The organism is Bacillus sp. JJ1532 (assembly GCF_036965085.1).
Lineage (GTDB): Bacteria > Bacillota > Bacilli > Bacillales > Cytobacillaceae > Cytobacillus.
In genome coordinates, this window is record NZ_JBALOW010000014.1 from 40069 (window position 1) to 56033 (window position 15965).

16 protein-coding genes are annotated in these 15965 nt (G+C 40.6%); all 16 read left to right on the plus strand.

The annotated features are described in order from the left end of the window. Positions 1-34: 34 nt before the first annotated feature. The 16 genes from tilS (at position 35) to lysS (ending at position 15687) form a co-directional block, all read left to right on the plus strand. Entirely contained in the window at positions 35-1423 is a 1389-nt protein-coding gene (gene tilS, locus V7122_RS06295) for a tRNA lysidine(34) synthetase TilS (RefSeq protein ID WP_335347197.1), read from the plus strand. Positions 1424-1499: 76 nt separating this feature from the next. Further along, a complete protein-coding gene (gene hpt, locus V7122_RS06300) occupies positions 1500-2045 on the plus strand; it encodes a hypoxanthine phosphoribosyltransferase (protein WP_335354028.1) in 546 nt (181 codons plus the stop codon). A 141-nt stretch (positions 2046-2186) separates the two neighbouring features. After that, the gene (gene ftsH / locus V7122_RS06305) at positions 2187-4181 is read left to right on the plus strand and encodes an ATP-dependent zinc metalloprotease FtsH (RefSeq protein WP_335490513.1); all 1995 of its coding nucleotides are present in this window, start codon (positions 2187-2189) and stop codon (positions 4179-4181) included. Between the two features lie 133 nt (positions 4182-4314). Next, complete coding sequence (locus V7122_RS06310) at positions 4315-5091, plus strand: type III pantothenate kinase (protein WP_335347194.1); 777 nt, start codon at positions 4315-4317, stop codon at positions 5089-5091. Between the two features lie 38 nt (positions 5092-5129). Next, entirely contained in the window at positions 5130-6008 is an 879-nt protein-coding gene (gene hslO, locus V7122_RS06315; RefSeq protein WP_335526057.1) for an Hsp33 family molecular chaperone HslO, read from the plus strand. A 21-nt stretch (positions 6009-6029) separates the two neighbouring features. Next, positions 6030-6926: a peptidyl-prolyl cis-trans isomerase gene (locus V7122_RS06320; protein WP_335490507.1), complete on the plus strand. Its 897-nt coding sequence runs from the start codon at positions 6030-6032 to the stop codon at positions 6924-6926. Between the two features lie 234 nt (positions 6927-7160). Continuing rightward, positions 7161-8090 carry a cysteine synthase A gene (cysK, locus tag V7122_RS06325; RefSeq protein ID WP_335490504.1) on the plus strand — a complete coding sequence of 310 codons (930 nt, stop codon included), beginning with the start codon at positions 7161-7163 and terminating at the stop codon, positions 8088-8090. Between the two features lie 106 nt (positions 8091-8196). After that, entirely contained in the window at positions 8197-9612 is a 1416-nt protein-coding gene (locus V7122_RS06330) for an anthranilate synthase component I family protein (RefSeq protein ID WP_335526058.1), read from the plus strand. Then, positions 9609-10181 carry an aminodeoxychorismate/anthranilate synthase component II gene (gene pabA / locus V7122_RS06335; RefSeq protein WP_335347189.1) on the plus strand — a complete coding sequence of 191 codons (573 nt, stop codon included), beginning with the start codon at positions 9609-9611 and terminating at the stop codon, positions 10179-10181. Before V7122_RS06330 ends, pabA begins: the two co-directional genes overlap by 4 nt. A 12-nt stretch (positions 10182-10193) precedes the next feature. Further along, positions 10194-11051: an aminodeoxychorismate lyase gene (pabC, locus tag V7122_RS06340; RefSeq protein WP_335526059.1), complete on the plus strand. Its 858-nt coding sequence runs from the start codon at positions 10194-10196 to the stop codon at positions 11049-11051. Between the two features lie 73 nt (positions 11052-11124). Continuing rightward, complete coding sequence (folP, locus tag V7122_RS06345; RefSeq protein ID WP_335526061.1) at positions 11125-11889, plus strand: dihydropteroate synthase; 765 nt, start codon at positions 11125-11127, stop codon at positions 11887-11889. A gap of 5 nt (positions 11890-11894) precedes the next feature. Next, complete coding sequence (gene folB / locus V7122_RS06350; RefSeq protein WP_335347187.1) at positions 11895-12257, plus strand: dihydroneopterin aldolase; 363 nt, start codon at positions 11895-11897, stop codon at positions 12255-12257. Continuing rightward, entirely contained in the window at positions 12257-12784 is a 528-nt protein-coding gene (gene folK / locus V7122_RS06355; RefSeq protein WP_335354029.1) for a 2-amino-4-hydroxy-6-hydroxymethyldihydropteridine diphosphokinase, read from the plus strand. The genes folB and folK overlap by 1 nt, the downstream gene beginning before the upstream one ends. Continuing rightward, positions 12736-12951 carry a helix-turn-helix domain-containing protein gene (locus V7122_RS06360; protein ID WP_335347185.1) on the plus strand — a complete coding sequence of 72 codons (216 nt, stop codon included), beginning with the start codon at positions 12736-12738 and terminating at the stop codon, positions 12949-12951. Before folK ends, V7122_RS06360 begins: the two co-directional genes overlap by 49 nt. Positions 12952-12990: 39 nt before the next feature. Beyond that, a complete protein-coding gene (dusB, locus tag V7122_RS06365) occupies positions 12991-13992 on the plus strand; it encodes a tRNA dihydrouridine synthase DusB (RefSeq protein WP_335526060.1) in 1002 nt (333 codons plus the stop codon). 195 nt (positions 13993-14187) lie between these two features. Beyond that, positions 14188-15687: a lysine--tRNA ligase gene (lysS, locus tag V7122_RS06370; RefSeq protein WP_335490531.1), complete on the plus strand. Its 1500-nt coding sequence runs from the start codon at positions 14188-14190 to the stop codon at positions 15685-15687. Positions 15688-15965 lie beyond the last annotated feature (278 nt).

Below are 15965 nucleotides of genomic sequence, written 5' to 3' on the forward strand. Positions count from 1 at the left end.
TATGCTTTAAGTAAAATCAAGAAGGAAGAATCATATGCTAGATGCCAAAGTAAGAGCATTTCTTCAGCGAAAAGGCTTGGAGCTGGACAATAAGAAGCTTTTGATAGGGGTTTCAGGCGGGCCTGATTCATTGGCCCTTCTTCACTATTTATGGAGCAAAAAAGATCAGTTTAATCTTCAAATTATAGCTGCTCATGTTGATCACATGTTTAGAGGAGATGAATCATTCGCAGAAGCAAAATTTGTTCAGCAGTTTTGCGAAGCGAGAATGATTCCATTTGAAATGGAACAGGTGAATGTTCCGCAATACATACAAGAAACAGGAAAAAGCTCACAGATTGCAGCAAGAGAGTGCAGATACCGCTTTTTTGAAAAAGTAATGAGTAAGCATAAAACAGATTATCTCGTTTTAGGCCACCACGGAGATGATCAGGTTGAAACTATTCTTATGAGGCTAACAAGAGGAAGTTCGGGGGAAGCTAGGGCAGGAATAGCTTTTTTTAGGCCCTTTGGCAATGGGCAAATCCTCCGCCCCTTTTTATGTCTAAATAGATGGCAAATAGAAATGTATTGTCTGGAGCATGATTTGGACCCGCGACGAGATCCTAGCAATGAAAAGGGGATTTACAGCCGAAACCGCTTTCGTAAGGAAATTATGCCTTTCCTTAGAAAGGAAAATCCCCAGGTTCACGAGCATTTTCAGCGTTTTAGTGAAGAAATTCAAAGCGATGAGTTTTTTTTGCAGGAATTAACTGTCCAAAAAATGAATAAAGTAATGGAAAAGAAATCTGCTCAGGAAATAATCCTGAATATAAAGGACTTTCAAGCAATGCCAATGCCTTTACAAAGGAGAGGTATTCAACTAATATTAAACTATCTTTATAAGAAAAAACCTGCATCTCTATCTGCATTACATACAGAAAATGTTTTTTCATTAATGAGCAGTCCTCATCCATCCGGAACCCTTCATTTCCCAAGCGGTTTGAATATTGTACGTTCATACGAAAGATGTCATTTTCTATTTCGTTCTCATCCTGTACAATCTTATCGTTTTGAAATAGCTGAACCCGGAAAAGTTAGCTTGCCTAACGGCAGCAGTATCGCATTTGAATATACCTATGGTTCAGATGGGAGCTTAAAGCCTCACACCCTTCTATTAGATCGGAACTCCATCTCCTTGCCGATTGTTATTCGCACTAGAGAAAATGGAGACCGTATGACATTGAAAGGTATGCAGGGGTCGAAGAAGGTTAAGGACATTTTTATTGATAAGAAGATGCCGTTGACGGAGCGAAATACTTGGCCGATTGTAACGGATAGCAAAGGTGAAATCCTGTGGATACCAGGGATAAAGGAATCTCAATATTCCATCGGTTACCATCCTGATTCTAGTTATATCCTTTTATCTTATATGGAAAAATGATTTTGATGAATGTATAACAGTAAGTATAGAATTACATTTTATTACAAGCAATGAACTTCTAGGGGGCTCACGAAAGATGAAAAATGATATTGAAAAGGTACTAATTTCAGAAGAAGAAATTCAGGAAAAAATAAAAGCCCTTGCCGCAGAGCTTACAGAGGAGTACAAGGATCGCTTTCCTCTTGCCATTGGCATTTTAAAAGGGGCAATGCCTTTTATGGGTGATCTGTTAAAGCGTATGGACACTTATTTAGAAATGGACTTTATGGATGTTTCCAGCTACGGGAATTCCACTATTTCTTCGGGAGAGGTCAAAATTGTAAAGGATTTGGATACTTCAGTTGAAGGCAGGGACATTCTAATTATTGAAGATATTATCGATAGCGGCTTAACTTTAAGCTACTTAGTTGATTTATTCCGCTACCGTAAGGCAAAGTCCATTAAAATTGTCACTTTACTTGATAAACCAACAGGACGAAAAGCCGATCTTCATGCAGATTATGTTGGCTTTATTGTTCCTGATGAATTTGTCGTAGGCTACGGTTTGGACTACGCTGAAAAGTATCGTAACCTGCCATATATTGGCGTTCTTAAGCCGGAAATATATAGTAACAACAATTAAGCAGAAAAATCAAGTTAATAATGAGGATGCTTTATTTACTTCTAGAATTTTTCCAGTCTTATGAAGGGTAATTCCTTGAATTGTCGCAATTCACTATGCTACTATACATTATAGTTTGTTAACCGTGGGAGGAGGTAAGGGATGAATCGGATCTTCCGGAACACCATCTTTTATTTATTGATATTTTTAGTCATTATAGGTGTTGTCAGCTTTTTTAACGGCAATAATGAGCCGACTGAACAAATTTCTTACGATAAATTTGTTACTTACTTAGAAAGTGGAGAAATAACGTCTATTACCATGCAGCCGGAAAGAGGCGTTTATGAAGTAAGAGGCCAGCTTGAAGGCTATGAAAAAGGGAAGTACTTCCTAACTTACGTGGTGAATAGTGATAATATCCTTGACCGTATTGATGCACTTGCGCAGAAATCGGAAGTAGATTTTCAGCCAGCGAAGGAAACGAGCGGCTGGGTCACATTTTTCACGTCCATTATTCCATTTATCATCATCTTCATTTTATTCTTCTTCTTGCTGAACCAAGCACAGGGTGGTGGCAGCCGTGTGATGAATTTCGGTAAAAGTAAAGCAAAGCTTTATGATGAGAGTAAGAAGAAAGTCCGCTTTAAAGATGTTGCGGGCGCAGATGAGGAAAAACAGGAGCTTGTAGAAGTTGTTGAATTCTTGAAGGACCCTAGAAAGTTCTCTGAATTAGGCGCAAGAATTCCTAAAGGGGTTCTGTTAGTTGGTCCTCCAGGAACTGGTAAAACGTTACTTGCACGTGCTGTTGCAGGTGAAGCAGGAACACCGTTCTTCTCCATTAGCGGATCAGACTTCGTTGAAATGTTTGTCGGGGTCGGTGCTTCACGTGTCCGTGATTTATTTGAAAATGCGAAAAAGAATGCACCATGTATTATCTTTATTGATGAAATTGATGCGGTTGGTCGTCAGCGTGGCGCAGGACTTGGCGGCGGTCATGATGAACGTGAACAAACGCTTAACCAGTTACTAGTTGAAATGGATGGATTCGGTGCAAATGAAGGGATTATTATCGTTGCAGCGACAAACCGTCCAGATATCTTGGACCCAGCCTTACTTCGTCCAGGACGCTTTGACCGCCAAATCACAGTGGACCGCCCTGATGTTAAGGGTAGAGAAGCTGTTCTTAAAGTGCATGCTAGAAATAAACCTTTAGATGACTCAGTGAACCTAAAGGCTATTGCACAACGCACACCAGGCTTTTCTGGTGCAGATTTAGAGAATTTATTAAACGAAGCCGCACTTGTAGCAGCTCGTTCAAATAAGAAAAAGATCGATATGTTAGATATTGATGAGGCGACAGATCGTGTCATTGCCGGTCCTGCTAAGAAAAGCAAAGTTATTTCGAAAAAGGAAAGAAATATTGTTGCGTTTCATGAAGCTGGCCATGTTGTAACTGGTGTTGTGCTTGAGGATGCAGAAATGGTTCATAAGGTTACTATTGTCCCTCGTGGCCAGGCTGGCGGATATGCCGTTATGCTTCCAAAAGAAGACCGTTTCTTCATGACGAAGCCAGAGCTTCTTGACAAAATTGTCGGATTGCTCGGCGGACGTGTCGCTGAAGAAATTGTATTCGGTGAAGTAAGTACTGGAGCCCATAACGACTTCCAGCGTGCAACAGGGATTGCGCGCAGAATGGTGACTGAGTTTGGAATGAGCGATAAGCTTGGTCCGCTGCAATTCGGTCAATCACAAGGCGGCCAAGTATTCTTAGGAAGAGATTTCAACAACGATCAGAACTATTCTGATGCCATTGCCTATGAAATTGACTTAGAAATTCAGCGTATTATTAAAGAAAGCTATGAAAAGGCAAGAAAGGTTCTTACAGAAAATCGCAAGAAGCTAGATCTGATTGCCAATACCCTGCTTGAGGTTGAAACGCTTGATGCAGAGCAAATTAAGCATTTAATGGATCATGGAACACTGCCAGATCGCCCTGTCTCTAAGGAAGATGAATCATCTTCAAATGACGTTAAAGTAAATATTAACGTCAATAAAGAGGACAATGCGGTTACTGGAGAGATCCAAGAGACAAGAGAAAATTCATCGCCTGCGGAAATGGAAGACCCACCTGCAATTGGCGAAGATAAAAAAGAATAGTCTGGCAAAAGCGCCCGCTTTGGGCGCTTTTTTATTTCTCATTACACCATCCCATTCAAGTTATGTTATGATGTTTTCAGTGAAAATGCTGTTAATAGCAACTTAAAACTCAAATATAAAAGTGGTGAGAAAATTGATATTTGTTTTTGATATAGGGAACACGAATATGGTATTAGGTGTATATGATGGGGACGAGCTGAAATACCATTGGCGAATAGAGACAAACCGGCATAAAACAGAAGATGAATACGGGATTGTGATAAAATCCCTGTTTGAACATGTAAACCTAACGTTTGCCGATATAAATGGAATCATCATTTCCTCTGTTGTCCCGCCAATCATGACAGCTCTTGAGCGAATGTGTGAAAAGTACTTTCATATCAAACCGCTGATTGTTGGCCCTGGAATCAAGACCGGTTTAAATATTAAATATGAAAACCCAAGAGAGGTTGGAGCGGATCGAATTGTGAATGCTGTTGCAGCGATTCATGATTATGGCAGCCCGCTCATTATTGTCGATTTTGGCACGGCTACAACCTACTGTTATATTAACGAAAAGAAACAATACATGGGCGGTGCAATTGCCCCTGGTATTGGCATTTCAACGGAGGCCCTATATTCGAGAGCAGCCAAGCTTCCTCGAATTGAAATTGCCCGTCCTGAGGGCATTATTGGGAAGAATACCGTTTCTGCGATGCAAGCAGGAATTTTATTTGGTTATGTTGGCCAAGTAGAGGGAATTGTAAAAAGGATAAAAGAACAGGCAAAAGAAAGCCCTACGGTAATTGCTACTGGAGGATTAGCAGGGTTAATTGCGAAAGAATCAGCCGCTATTGATATCGTTGATCCATTTTTAACACTAAAAGGGCTACAGCTGATTTATAAGCGTAATATGGAAACGGCAAAATAAAAGAACAGTGTGTTAAAGCAACAGAAAGGGGCTTACAAATGAGTGATTATTTAGTAAAAGCAATTGCATATAATGGACAAGTTCGCGCATATGCCGTTCGTACGACAGAGACGATTGGAGATGCTCAAAGACGGCATAAGACATGGCCGACTGCATCTGCCGCACTAGGCAGGGCTATGTCCGCAGGTGTGATGATGGGAGCTATGTTAAAAGGTGAAGAGAAAATCACTATTAAAATTGAAGGCGGCGGCCCAATCGGCCCCATTTTAGTAGATAGTAATTCCAGGGGTGAGGTGCGTGGGTATGCGACTCATCCGCAAACCCATTTTGACTTAAATGAACAGGGCAAGCTTGATGTCCGCCGCGCGGTCGGCACTACGGGGTCATTAACGGTTATCAAGGATATCGGAATGAAAGAAAATTTTTCAGGTCAGGTTCCGATTGTCTCAGGTGAATTAGGAGAAGATTTCACGTATTACTTCGTCACCTCAGAGCAAACACCATCATCCGTTGGGGTAGGCGTTCTAGTAAATCCAGACAACACGATCCTTGCTGCAGGCGGATTTATTGTGCAGCTAATGCCTGGAACGGAAGACGAGACGATTAGTCAAATTGAAAATAGATTAAAAACGATTCCTCCAGTATCTAAGCTAATTGAGCAGGGTTTAACGCCTGAGGAGTTGTTGGAAGAGCTTTTAGGAAAAGAAAATATTAAAATTCTAGAAAAACTGCCTGTATCCTTTACTTGCACATGTTCAAAAGAGAGATTTGGAAATGTTATCACTAGTTTAGGCGCTGAGGAAATACAGGATATGATCGATAAAGAAGGAAAAGCAGAAGCACAATGCCATTTCTGCAATGAAATATATCATTATTCAAAGGATGAATTAGAGGGATTAAAACGAGAAGCAGATTAGACGGCTTTGGAGGAGAATGAATTGAAGAGGGAGAGGCTGAAGAAGGATAAGTTGCGTTTCATTATTGTTGGACTAATTTTGCTAAATTGCTTAACGATTGCTCTTTTTCTTGCAAAAGGCAGCTCAGGAAATCATGAAACCGTGGCGACCATTGGTAAAGAGAAGATTACTCGGCAGGATTGGCTAAGTGAAATGGAATCACGATATGGGAAAGAGGTTTTAAAAGAGCTTATTGACCAAAAGGTGATTGAAACAGCCGGGAAAAAGTACGCCGTTAACATATCAGATAAAGCAGTTGAACGTGAATTAAATATGTTCAAAACGATGTACGGGTCTTCTGGCGGCTATCAAGCGTCTGACGAGAATAAATGGAGACAGCAAATAAAAAGCAGTCTTATGCTTGAAGAACTTTTAACAAGAGATGCAAAAATCTCGGAAAAAGAAATAAAAAGTTATTACGAAAAAAATAAAAGCCAATTTAACTTGCTTGACTCCTATCATATTTCTCAAATCATTGTCAAAACAAAGAAAGAGGCGGACCAGACTATAAAGGAATTGGATCAGGGCTCTAGCTTTTCTGTACTGGCGATGGAGCGCTCGATTGATGAATTCACAGCTAATTTTGGCGGGGATGCCGGGTATATTAACGAGGATACTGAACGCTATTCGAAATCCTTTATTGATGAGATTAAAAACCTTAAGCCAGGCAGTTGGAGCAAGGCAATTAAGATGGATGACGGTTATGCCATTGTCATGCTTCATGAGCATGTCAGAGGAAAAGAATACTCCTATAAGGAAGTGAAAGACCAAATCCGCCGACAAATTGCCTTAGAACAAATGGATACTCCTGTTTCTGCAAGGCCTCTTTGGAATGAATTAGATGTAGAATGGTTTTATGGGAAAACAGAAGCACATTAGAATACCTTTAGAGATGACTCAGGACGAGCTGAGTCATCTTTTTTCTGCGGAAAATATAATCTTAGGATACAGGCATGATTTGTGATGAAGAAGGATAGTTTATAGAAGAATAGGCGAAAGTATGAAATTATGTAAAAATCAGCCTTTTTTCATAGAAAACATTTGACATGAACGCTTATAAGTATTAAATTTTAATTAAACCAATAAATATACTCGGATTAAGGAGTGGGGAAAATGCCTCGTTTAGCAAATTCAATTGCAGAACTAGTAGGTCAAACACCGATTGTTAAGCTTAATCGACTTGTAGATGAAAATAGTGCAGATGTGTATGTCAAATTAGAATATATGAACCCTGGAAGCAGTGTAAAGGATCGTATCGCCTTAGCCATGATTGAAGCGGCAGAAGAAAGTGGCGCCTTGAAGGAAGGTTCAACCATTATTGAGCCTACGAGCGGCAACACTGGAATTGGCCTTGCGATGATTGCAGCTGCAAAAGGCTATAAGGCTATCCTTGTCATGCCAGAAACAATGAGTATGGAGCGCCGTAATCTTCTTCGTGCCTATGGTGCAGATCTAGTGTTAACTCCAGGACCTGAAGGAATGAATGGGGCTATCCGAAAGGCTGATGAACTGGCGAAAGAGCACGGATATTTTATGCCTCAGCAATTCGAAAATCCGTCCAACCCTGAAATTCATCGTCGTACAACAGGGAAAGAAATTGTCGAGCAGATGGGTGATCAGCTTGATGCCTTTATTTCAGGTATTGGTACGGGCGGAACGATCACTGGTGCGGGCAGCGTACTTCGTGAAAAATATGATAATATTAAAATTTATGCAGTTGAACCAACTGATTCACCGGTTCTCTCAGGTGGAAAGCCTGGTCCGCATAAAATCCAAGGAATTGGTGCTGGGTTTGTTCCGAAGGTTCTTAATACGGAAATCTATGATGAAGTCCTTAAGATTTCGAATGATGAGGCATTTGAATATGCACGTCTTGCAGCGAAGGAAGAAGGAATTCTTGGCGGAATTTCCTCAGGAGCTGCTATCTCCGCTGCGTTAAAGGTAGCGAAGGAGCTAGGTAAAGGAAAGAAGGTTCTTGCCATCCTTCCTAGTAACGGGGAACGTTATTTAAGTACACCGCTTTATCAATTTGAAACAGAATAAATTAACGTAAAGCAATAGCTTAGTCTTAGCTGTTGCTTTTTTTGTTTTTCCTCTACGCCATCTTCATGTATGATGGAAAAAGATAAATATGTAGAGGTGAAATCCTGTGAAAAAATTCAACATACACGCAAAAAAAATCCCTTTTACTTTTGATTTATTTTATACGCAATACAGACATCTTGCTGAAGGTAAGCAGCATCATGTCATATTGGAAAGCGGGAGAGGGGGTCAATACAGCATCGCTGCGTTTGACCCTGATGCCGTGCTAATCGGGAAGCAATCGAAATTAGAAGTGATCCAATCAGATGGAAAACAGGTGCTAGAAGGCAATCCCCTGCACTTACTGAAAGATTGGATGAGCCAGTACGAGGTTGAAAGAGTAGATGGGCTGCCTGACTTCCAAGGTGGAGCCATTGGTTTGATCAGCTATGATTATGGCCGTTACATTGAGCGTTTGCCGAATATCGCGGAGGATGATCTGCAAATTCCTGACATCCATTTCCTAACTTTTAAAGAATGGTTTGTGTTTGATAAAGTACATAATGTTTTATGGATCATGTTTTTGTATGGGGATAATGAAGATGAGCAATCATTGGAAAAGAAAGCGAAAGAATGGGAGTCCCTTTGGACGAAAGAATACCCTTCATTACTCAAGAACAAGCCTCGGAATGTAGATGATCAGCTTGAAGTTTCCGTAAGTGAAGGGGAATTTATTCAAGCTGTTGAAAAAGTGCAGGATTATATCTCTCAGGGAGATGTTTTCCAAGTAAACCTCTCTGTTCGTCAAAGCCGGCCAATACGGGTCGAGGGCATTGATGTTTATGATCAGCTAAGGGTGCTCAATCCATCTCCGTATATGGGCTATTTTCACACGCCTGAGTACCAGCTTGTCAGCGGTTCGCCTGAATTATTAATTAAGAAAAAGAATCAGGAAGTAAGCACTCGTCCAATCGCTGGTACTCGTTCTCGGGGCGGAGATGAGGCGGAGGATATGAAGCTTGCGAATGAACTAATTGAAAATGAGAAAGAGCGGGCTGAGCATGTGATGCTTGTCGACTTGGAAAGAAATGACCTAGGGCGTGTATGCGCGTTCGGTTCTGTTGAAGTAAATGAATTCATGGTCATCGAAAAATATTCCCACGTCATGCACATCGTTTCGAATGTCAGAGGAGAGCTTGCTGAAGGCAAGGATGGCTTTGACTTAATAGATGCTGTATTCCCCGGAGGAACGATTACGGGTGCTCCGAAAATTAGGACGATGGAAATTATTGAGGAACTGGAACCTGTAACAAGAGGACCATATACAGGTTCATTAGGATGGATTAATTTTAACGGGGATGTTGAACTGAATATCATCATCCGCACGATGATTGTTAAAGAAGGAAAAGCACATGTACAAGCAGGTGCAGGAATAGTTATTGATTCAAATCCCAAAAATGAATATGAAGAATCCTTGAAAAAAGCCATTGCCCTTTGGAAAGCGAAAGAAATGGCTGAACAGGAAGCAGGTGCACCAAAATGATTCTGATGATTGATAATTATGATTCATTTACGTATAACCTTGTTCAATATCTTGGTGAGATTGGCGAGGAATTACTCGTGAAAAGAAACGATGAAATCACCATTGAAGGGATCGATCAGCTGAAGCCAAAGTTTCTGATGATCTCACCAGGCCCATGCAGTCCGAATGAGGCGGGTATAAGCTTAGAAGCGATTGAGTCCTTTGCTGGCAAGATCCCAGTATTCGGCGTATGTCTAGGGCACCAATCGATTGCACAGGTATTTGGCGGGGAAGTTGTTCAGGCTGAAAAGCTCATGCACGGGAAAACCTCTGAAATTTATCATGATGGAAAAACCATTTTTGAAGGTTTGCCTAATCCATTTCCAGCAACTAGGTACCATTCCTTAATCGTTAAAAAGGAAACCCTTCCTTCATGCTTAGAAGTGTCTGCATGGACCTCTGAGGGAGAAATAATGGCTGTCCGACATAAAGAGCTTCCTGTTGAGGGTGTGCAATTCCATCCGGAGTCAATTATGACGACGGCAGGTAAGGATTTACTAAAGAACTTCCTTCACTCTTATGGCAGATAGGGGGAGTGGAAATTGTATTTATATATGAATGGCGAGTTGGTTCGGAAGGAAGAGGCGCTTATTTCTCCATTCGACCATGGCTTTCTGTATGGGATGGGCTTGTTTGAAACGTTTAGAACATATAACGGTCATCCATTTTTATTGAACGACCATATGGAACGGTTGAACAATAGTTTAAAGGTGTTGAATATTAACGTTCAATATACATGTGAGGAAATCGTACAGGCACTTCAGCTCCTTCTGAAGGAGAATAAATTAGAAGATGCGTATTTTCGATTAAATGTATCTTCGGGGATAGGTGAGATCGGGCTGCAAACAGAACCATATGACCACCCCAATTTGATTATTTTTGCAAAGCCTCTTCCTCCAAGGAATCCGATGCAGGAGAAAAAGGCATTGACACTGAGATTAAAGCGTAATACACCCGAAGGATTTGAAAGGCTCAAATCACACCATTATTTAAATAATATTTTAGCAAAAAGAGAAATAGGCAATTCCCCAGATTATGAAGGGATTTTTCTAACGAAGGAAGGATTCTTGGCTGAGGGTGTTGTATCGAATCTGTTTTGGATAAAGGACCATACTCTTTTCACACCGGCAGTGGAAACTGGCATTTTAAACGGAATTACAAGACAGTTTGTTATCAAGATGGCCAATTCTATTGGGATGGATATTCAAGAGGGCTTTTTCACAGTAGATCAGGCTCTAGAGGCGGACGAAATGTTTGTCACGAACTCCATCCAAGAAATTGTTCCAATATCCTCGTTTGACGGGAAGGAAATGCCTGGAGTATCGGGAGCAAAGGTAAAGGCTCTCCAAAAGCTTTATGAGCAGCAATGCACGAGGCTGTGGAGCAGACAAGATGTTTGAGGAGGTTTTGTTCTTGAAAAATAATATTCAATGTGGACCTTATACATTAGATTACAGCAAGAAAACACTTATTATGGGAATTTTAAATATGACTCCTGATTCTTTCTCCGATGGGGGAAAGTTTAACCGCATGGATGAAGCGGTCGAACGCGCTTTTCAAATGGTAAAGGACGGGGCTGATATCATTGATATTGGCGGGGAGTCAACACGTCCAGGCTTTGATCCTGTGTCAGTGGAAGAAGAGCTGGAAAGAGTCATCCCAGTGATAGAGGCCATCTCAAAAGAAGTTAAAGTCCCAATTTCAATAGATACGTATAAAGCGGAAGTGGCTAGGCAATCGATTAAAGCCGGCGCTCACATTATTAATGATATTTGGGGGGCAAAGGCTGATCCCGACATGGCCGGGGTTGCTGCCGATTTGCAGGTACCCATTATATTAATGCACAATCGAAAGAATATTGATTATACTGATTTTTATCGAGATGTTGTAAATGATTTATTTGAAAGCATTACCTTGGTGAAAAATGCAGGCGTTAAGGATGAAAATATTATTTTAGATCCAGGGATTGGTTTTGCGAAAGGATTAACCTATGACCTTGAAATGATGAAAAATCTGGATAAGCTTGTGTCAATAGGCTACCCGGTCCTATTAGGAACATCCCGAAAATCTATGGTAGGGAAGGTTCTTGATTTGCCTGTTGAAGAGAGGCTGGAAGGAACTGGTGCAACCGTTTGTTACGGAATTGAAAAAGGATGCCAGATTATCCGGATTCATGACGTTAAGGAAATGAAACGAATGGCGGTTATGATGGATGCACTTGTCGGGAAGGGGATCTGATCTCGATGGATAAAATCACCTTAACGAAAATGGCCTTTTATGGCTTCCATGGCGTTTTTCCTGAGGAAACCCGCCTTGGGCAGCGTTTTTTTGTAGATTTGACGGTAGAAGCAGATTTAAAAAGGGCTGGAGAAACAGATAATCTTGAAGACTCCATCAATTATGCTGAGCTTTATCAAGTTTGTAAGGACATTGTTGAAGGAAAGCCTTTTAAACTTGTAGAAGCTGTAGCTGAAAAGATTGCCGGGGAAATGCTTAATCATTTTGAAGCTATTTCCCAGGTGAATGTAAGGGTAATTAAGCCAGACCCTCCTATAGCTGGCCACTATGAATCGGTAGCAGTTGAAATTACAAGGAGCAGGGGATAATGAATAATAAAGCTTACATAGCTTTAGGCTCAAACATCGGGGATCGGTTTGAGAGCTTAAAAGATGCAATTGCAAGTATTAATTCGGTGCCGCGAGTAAAGGTGGTAAATGTTTCATCCATTTACGAAACAGATCCGGTTGGCTACGAAGAGCAAGATCAATTTTTGAACATGGTTATTCAAGTGAAAACGGACTTAAGCCCTTTTGAATTACTTAATACCTGCATGGAAATTGAAAAAAGCCTTGGCAGAAAAAGGGATATTAGATGGGGTCCTAGGACGATTGACCTTGACATTTTGCTGTATAATCAAGAGAATATTATTTCAGAGAAATTAACTGTTCCCCATCCTCGGATGCATGAGAGAGCCTTTGTCATCATTCCTCTTTTAGAGATTTATTCCGGCATCAAGCTTCCGATGATGGACATTCCTCTTCAAGATGCTTTAGAGGAAATTCCTGATAGAGAGGGAGTACGGATATGGAAGCAGATAAATGGGGAAGACGAATTCGCGCTTTTCGAAAATTGAAAGGCTATACACAAGAAGGATTTGCAAAAGAGTTAGGTGTATCTGTTTCCATTCTTGGTGAGATTGAAAGGGGAAACCGTATGCCTGCACCGGATTTAATTGAGCGGATTGCCGGCTTGCTAAATATTACCGTTGGAGATTTAGCGCCTCCGGAGGAAAATGAGTAATTGTAACCTGCGAATTTTTTTAAAAGGAGGTTGTGTCATTTGTTTAAAATTGGCGACATTGAGTTAAAAAATCGAGTTGTTCTTGCCCCAATGGCTGGAGTATGCAACTCGGCATTCCGTCTGACTGTTAAAGAATTTGGCGCAGGACTCGTATGCGCCGAAATGGTCAGTGATAAAGGAATTGTTTTTAAAAACGAAAAGACAATGAATATGCTTTATATAGATGAACGTGAAAAGCCGCTTAGTTTGCAAATTTTCGGCGGAGAAAAGGAAACCTTAATTGAAGCGGCTCAATTTGTAGATAAAAATACAAATGCTGATATTATAGATATTAATATGGGCTGTCCTGTTCCGAAAATCACAAAATGTGATGCTGGGGCAAAGTGGCTGCTGGACCCAGATAAAATTTATGAAATGGTTTCGGCTGTAACAAATGCTGTTGAAAAGCCTGTTACGGTTAAGATGCGTATGGGCTGGGATGAAGATCATATTTACGCTGTCCGCAACGCTCAAGCCGTTGAAAGTGCCGGGGGGAAAGCAGTTGCCCTTCACGGACGTACACGTGTGCAAATGTATGAGGGAAAAGCAAATTGGGATATCATTCGTGAAGTAAAGCAGAACCTCAATATTCCTTTGATCGGAAATGGAGATGTTCAGACCCCTCAGGATGCAAAGCGTATGCTTGAGGAAACTGGTTGTGATGGAGTCATGATCGGCCGGGCAGCACTAGGAAATCCATGGATGATCTATCGTACCGTTAAGTATTTGGAATCAGGAGAATTAATGGGAGAACCAAGTGTGCGCGAAAAAATCGATGTATGCATCCTTCACCTTGACCGCTTGATTGCTTTGAAAAATGAGAATATAGCTGTTCGTGAAATGCGTAAGCATACTGCATGGTACTTAAAAGGAATCCGCGGAAACGCAAATGCAAGAAACGCCATCAATACATGCGAAACAAGAGAGGATCTTGTTACCTTGCTAAATGCGATTGTTATAGACGCAGAAGAGAAGGAGCATAGCCGAATACAAGCTGGGTAATGTTTGACATCACTAGCTTCTTTAACTATAATATTTTTGATACAGAGAGGACTGCCAGTGTATAAACTGGCAGTTTTTATTCTATTTATAAACATTATTGGTGTGTGTGCTGCTTACTTTGTGTAAAATAATAAAAGTATAAAGACTTTTATTTAGCAGTTTTACGCTTTACATAAAAAGATTTGCAAATTGGAGATGATACAAGTGAGTCAGAATCATGAGGAATTAAATGACCAACTCATAGTCAGAAGGGAAAAAATGAATAGCCTGCGTGAGAAAGGGCTAGATCCATTTGGGAAAAGATTTGAGCGTTCTCATCAGTCTCAGGATTTAATCGATCAATATGGAGAACTTGAAAAAGAAGACTTAGAGGGAAAAAATATTTCAGTAACGATTGCTGGCCGTATTATGACAAAGCGCGGAAAAGGTAAAGCAGGTTTTGCGCATATTCAAGACTTAACTGGCCAAATTCAAATCTATGTCCGTACTGATGCAGTAGGAGAAGAGAGTTATGAAATTTTCGATTCTGCTGATCTTGGAGATTTAGTAGGAGTATCGGGTACGCTTTTTAAAACAAAAGTAGGCGAGCTTTCTATAAAAGTACAAGCGTTTGAGCTTTTAACGAAAGCTTTACGTCCGCTTCCTGATAAGTTCCACGGACTTAAGGATGTTGAACAGCGCTATCGCCAACGTTATTTAGATTTAATTATGAGTGATGAAAGTAAAAAGACGTTTGTAGCGCGCAGCCGCATTATTCAATCTATGCGCCGTTACTTAGATAGTCAAGGATATTTAGAGGTTGAAACACCAATGATGCATTCCATTGCCGGCGGTGCATCAGCTCGTCCATTTATTACTCACCACAACGCATTAGATATGGAGCTCTTTATGAGAATTGCAATTGAGCTGCATTTAAAGCGTCTAATTGTTGGCGGATTAGAAAAGGTTTATGAAATTGGCCGGGTTTTCCGAAACGAAGGGGTTTCAACTCGCCATAATCCTGAATTTACGATGATTGAACTATATGAAGCTTATGCTGATTACCGCGATATTATGAGTTTGACAGAGAACCTAATTGCACATATTGCACAAGAGGTGCTTGGAACAACTACTGTTCAGTATGGTGAATATGAAGTAGACCTTAAGCCTGAGTGGAAAAGACTTCATATGGTGGATGCCATTAAAGAATATACAGGAGTAGATTTCTGGAAAGAGATGTCTGCTGATGAAGCTCATGCTTTGGCGAAGGAACATGGAGTTGAAGTAACGGAGCATATGCTTTATGGCCACGTTGTAAATGAATTCTTTGAGCAAAAGGTAGAAGAAAAGTTAATTCAGCCAACATTTATTTACGGCCATCCAGTAGAAATTTCGCCTCTTGCTAAGAAAAATGAGAAAGACCCAAGATTTACAGATCGTTTTGAGCTGTTCATTGTCGCTCGCGAGCATGCGAATGCATTTACAGAATTAAATGATCCAATCGATCAAAGAGAACGTTTCGAAGCACAGCTTAAGGAGCGTGAGCAGGGCAATGATGAAGCTCACATGATGGATGACGATTTTATTGAGGCATTAGAATATGGTATGCCTCCAACAGGTGGATTAGGGATCGGGATTGACCGTCTCGTTATGTTATTAACGAATTCTCCATCTATAAGAGATGTACTTCTTTTTCCACTTATGCGTCATCGTTAATAAAATACTAAAGGCAAGGCACACTAAAAAGGTGCTTTGCCTTTTTTGTTAAAGGAAGCCCTTGTTTACGGGGTAAAAATAATATGAATATTTTTACTTTAATATTATCCGAAAAAATACTAAAAAACCTATTGCACAATAGTATTTATGGTGGTATATTTATATCCGTTGCCGCAAACGGCATCGAAAAAAGATGAAAAAAGTTGTTGACTCAGCTTGAGGAATCTGTTATTATTAAAAAGTCGCCTATGAGCGACACGGTAGTTCTTTGAAAACTG

Excerpts from the sequence above, each read along its gene's own strand:
- hpt (WP_335354028.1), top strand. The coding sequence starts at position 1,500 with ATGAAAAATGATATTGAAAAGGTACTAATTTCAGAAGAAGAAATTCAG.
- pabA (WP_335347189.1), top strand. The coding sequence starts at position 9,609 with ATGATTCTGATGATTGATAATTATGATTCATTTACGTATAACCTTGTT.
- V7122_RS06360 (WP_335347185.1), top strand. The coding sequence starts at position 12,736 with ATGGAAGCAGATAAATGGGGAAGACGAATTCGCGCTTTTCGAAAATTG.
- folK (WP_335354029.1), top strand. The coding sequence starts at position 12,257 with ATGAATAATAAAGCTTACATAGCTTTAGGCTCAAACATCGGGGATCGG.
- hslO (WP_335526057.1), top strand. The coding sequence starts at position 5,130 with ATGAGTGATTATTTAGTAAAAGCAATTGCATATAATGGACAAGTTCGC.
- ftsH (WP_335490513.1), top strand. The coding sequence starts at position 2,187 with ATGAATCGGATCTTCCGGAACACCATCTTTTATTTATTGATATTTTTA.
- lysS (WP_335490531.1), top strand. The coding sequence starts at position 14,188 with ATGATACAAGTGAGTCAGAATCATGAGGAATTAAATGACCAACTCATA.
- folP (WP_335526061.1), top strand. The coding sequence starts at position 11,125 with ATGGGAATTTTAAATATGACTCCTGATTCTTTCTCCGATGGGGGAAAG.
- folB (WP_335347187.1), top strand. The coding sequence starts at position 11,895 with ATGGATAAAATCACCTTAACGAAAATGGCCTTTTATGGCTTCCATGGC.
- tilS (WP_335347197.1), top strand. The coding sequence starts at position 35 with ATGCTAGATGCCAAAGTAAGAGCATTTCTTCAGCGAAAAGGCTTGGAG.
- cysK (WP_335490504.1), top strand. The coding sequence starts at position 7,161 with ATGCCTCGTTTAGCAAATTCAATTGCAGAACTAGTAGGTCAAACACCG.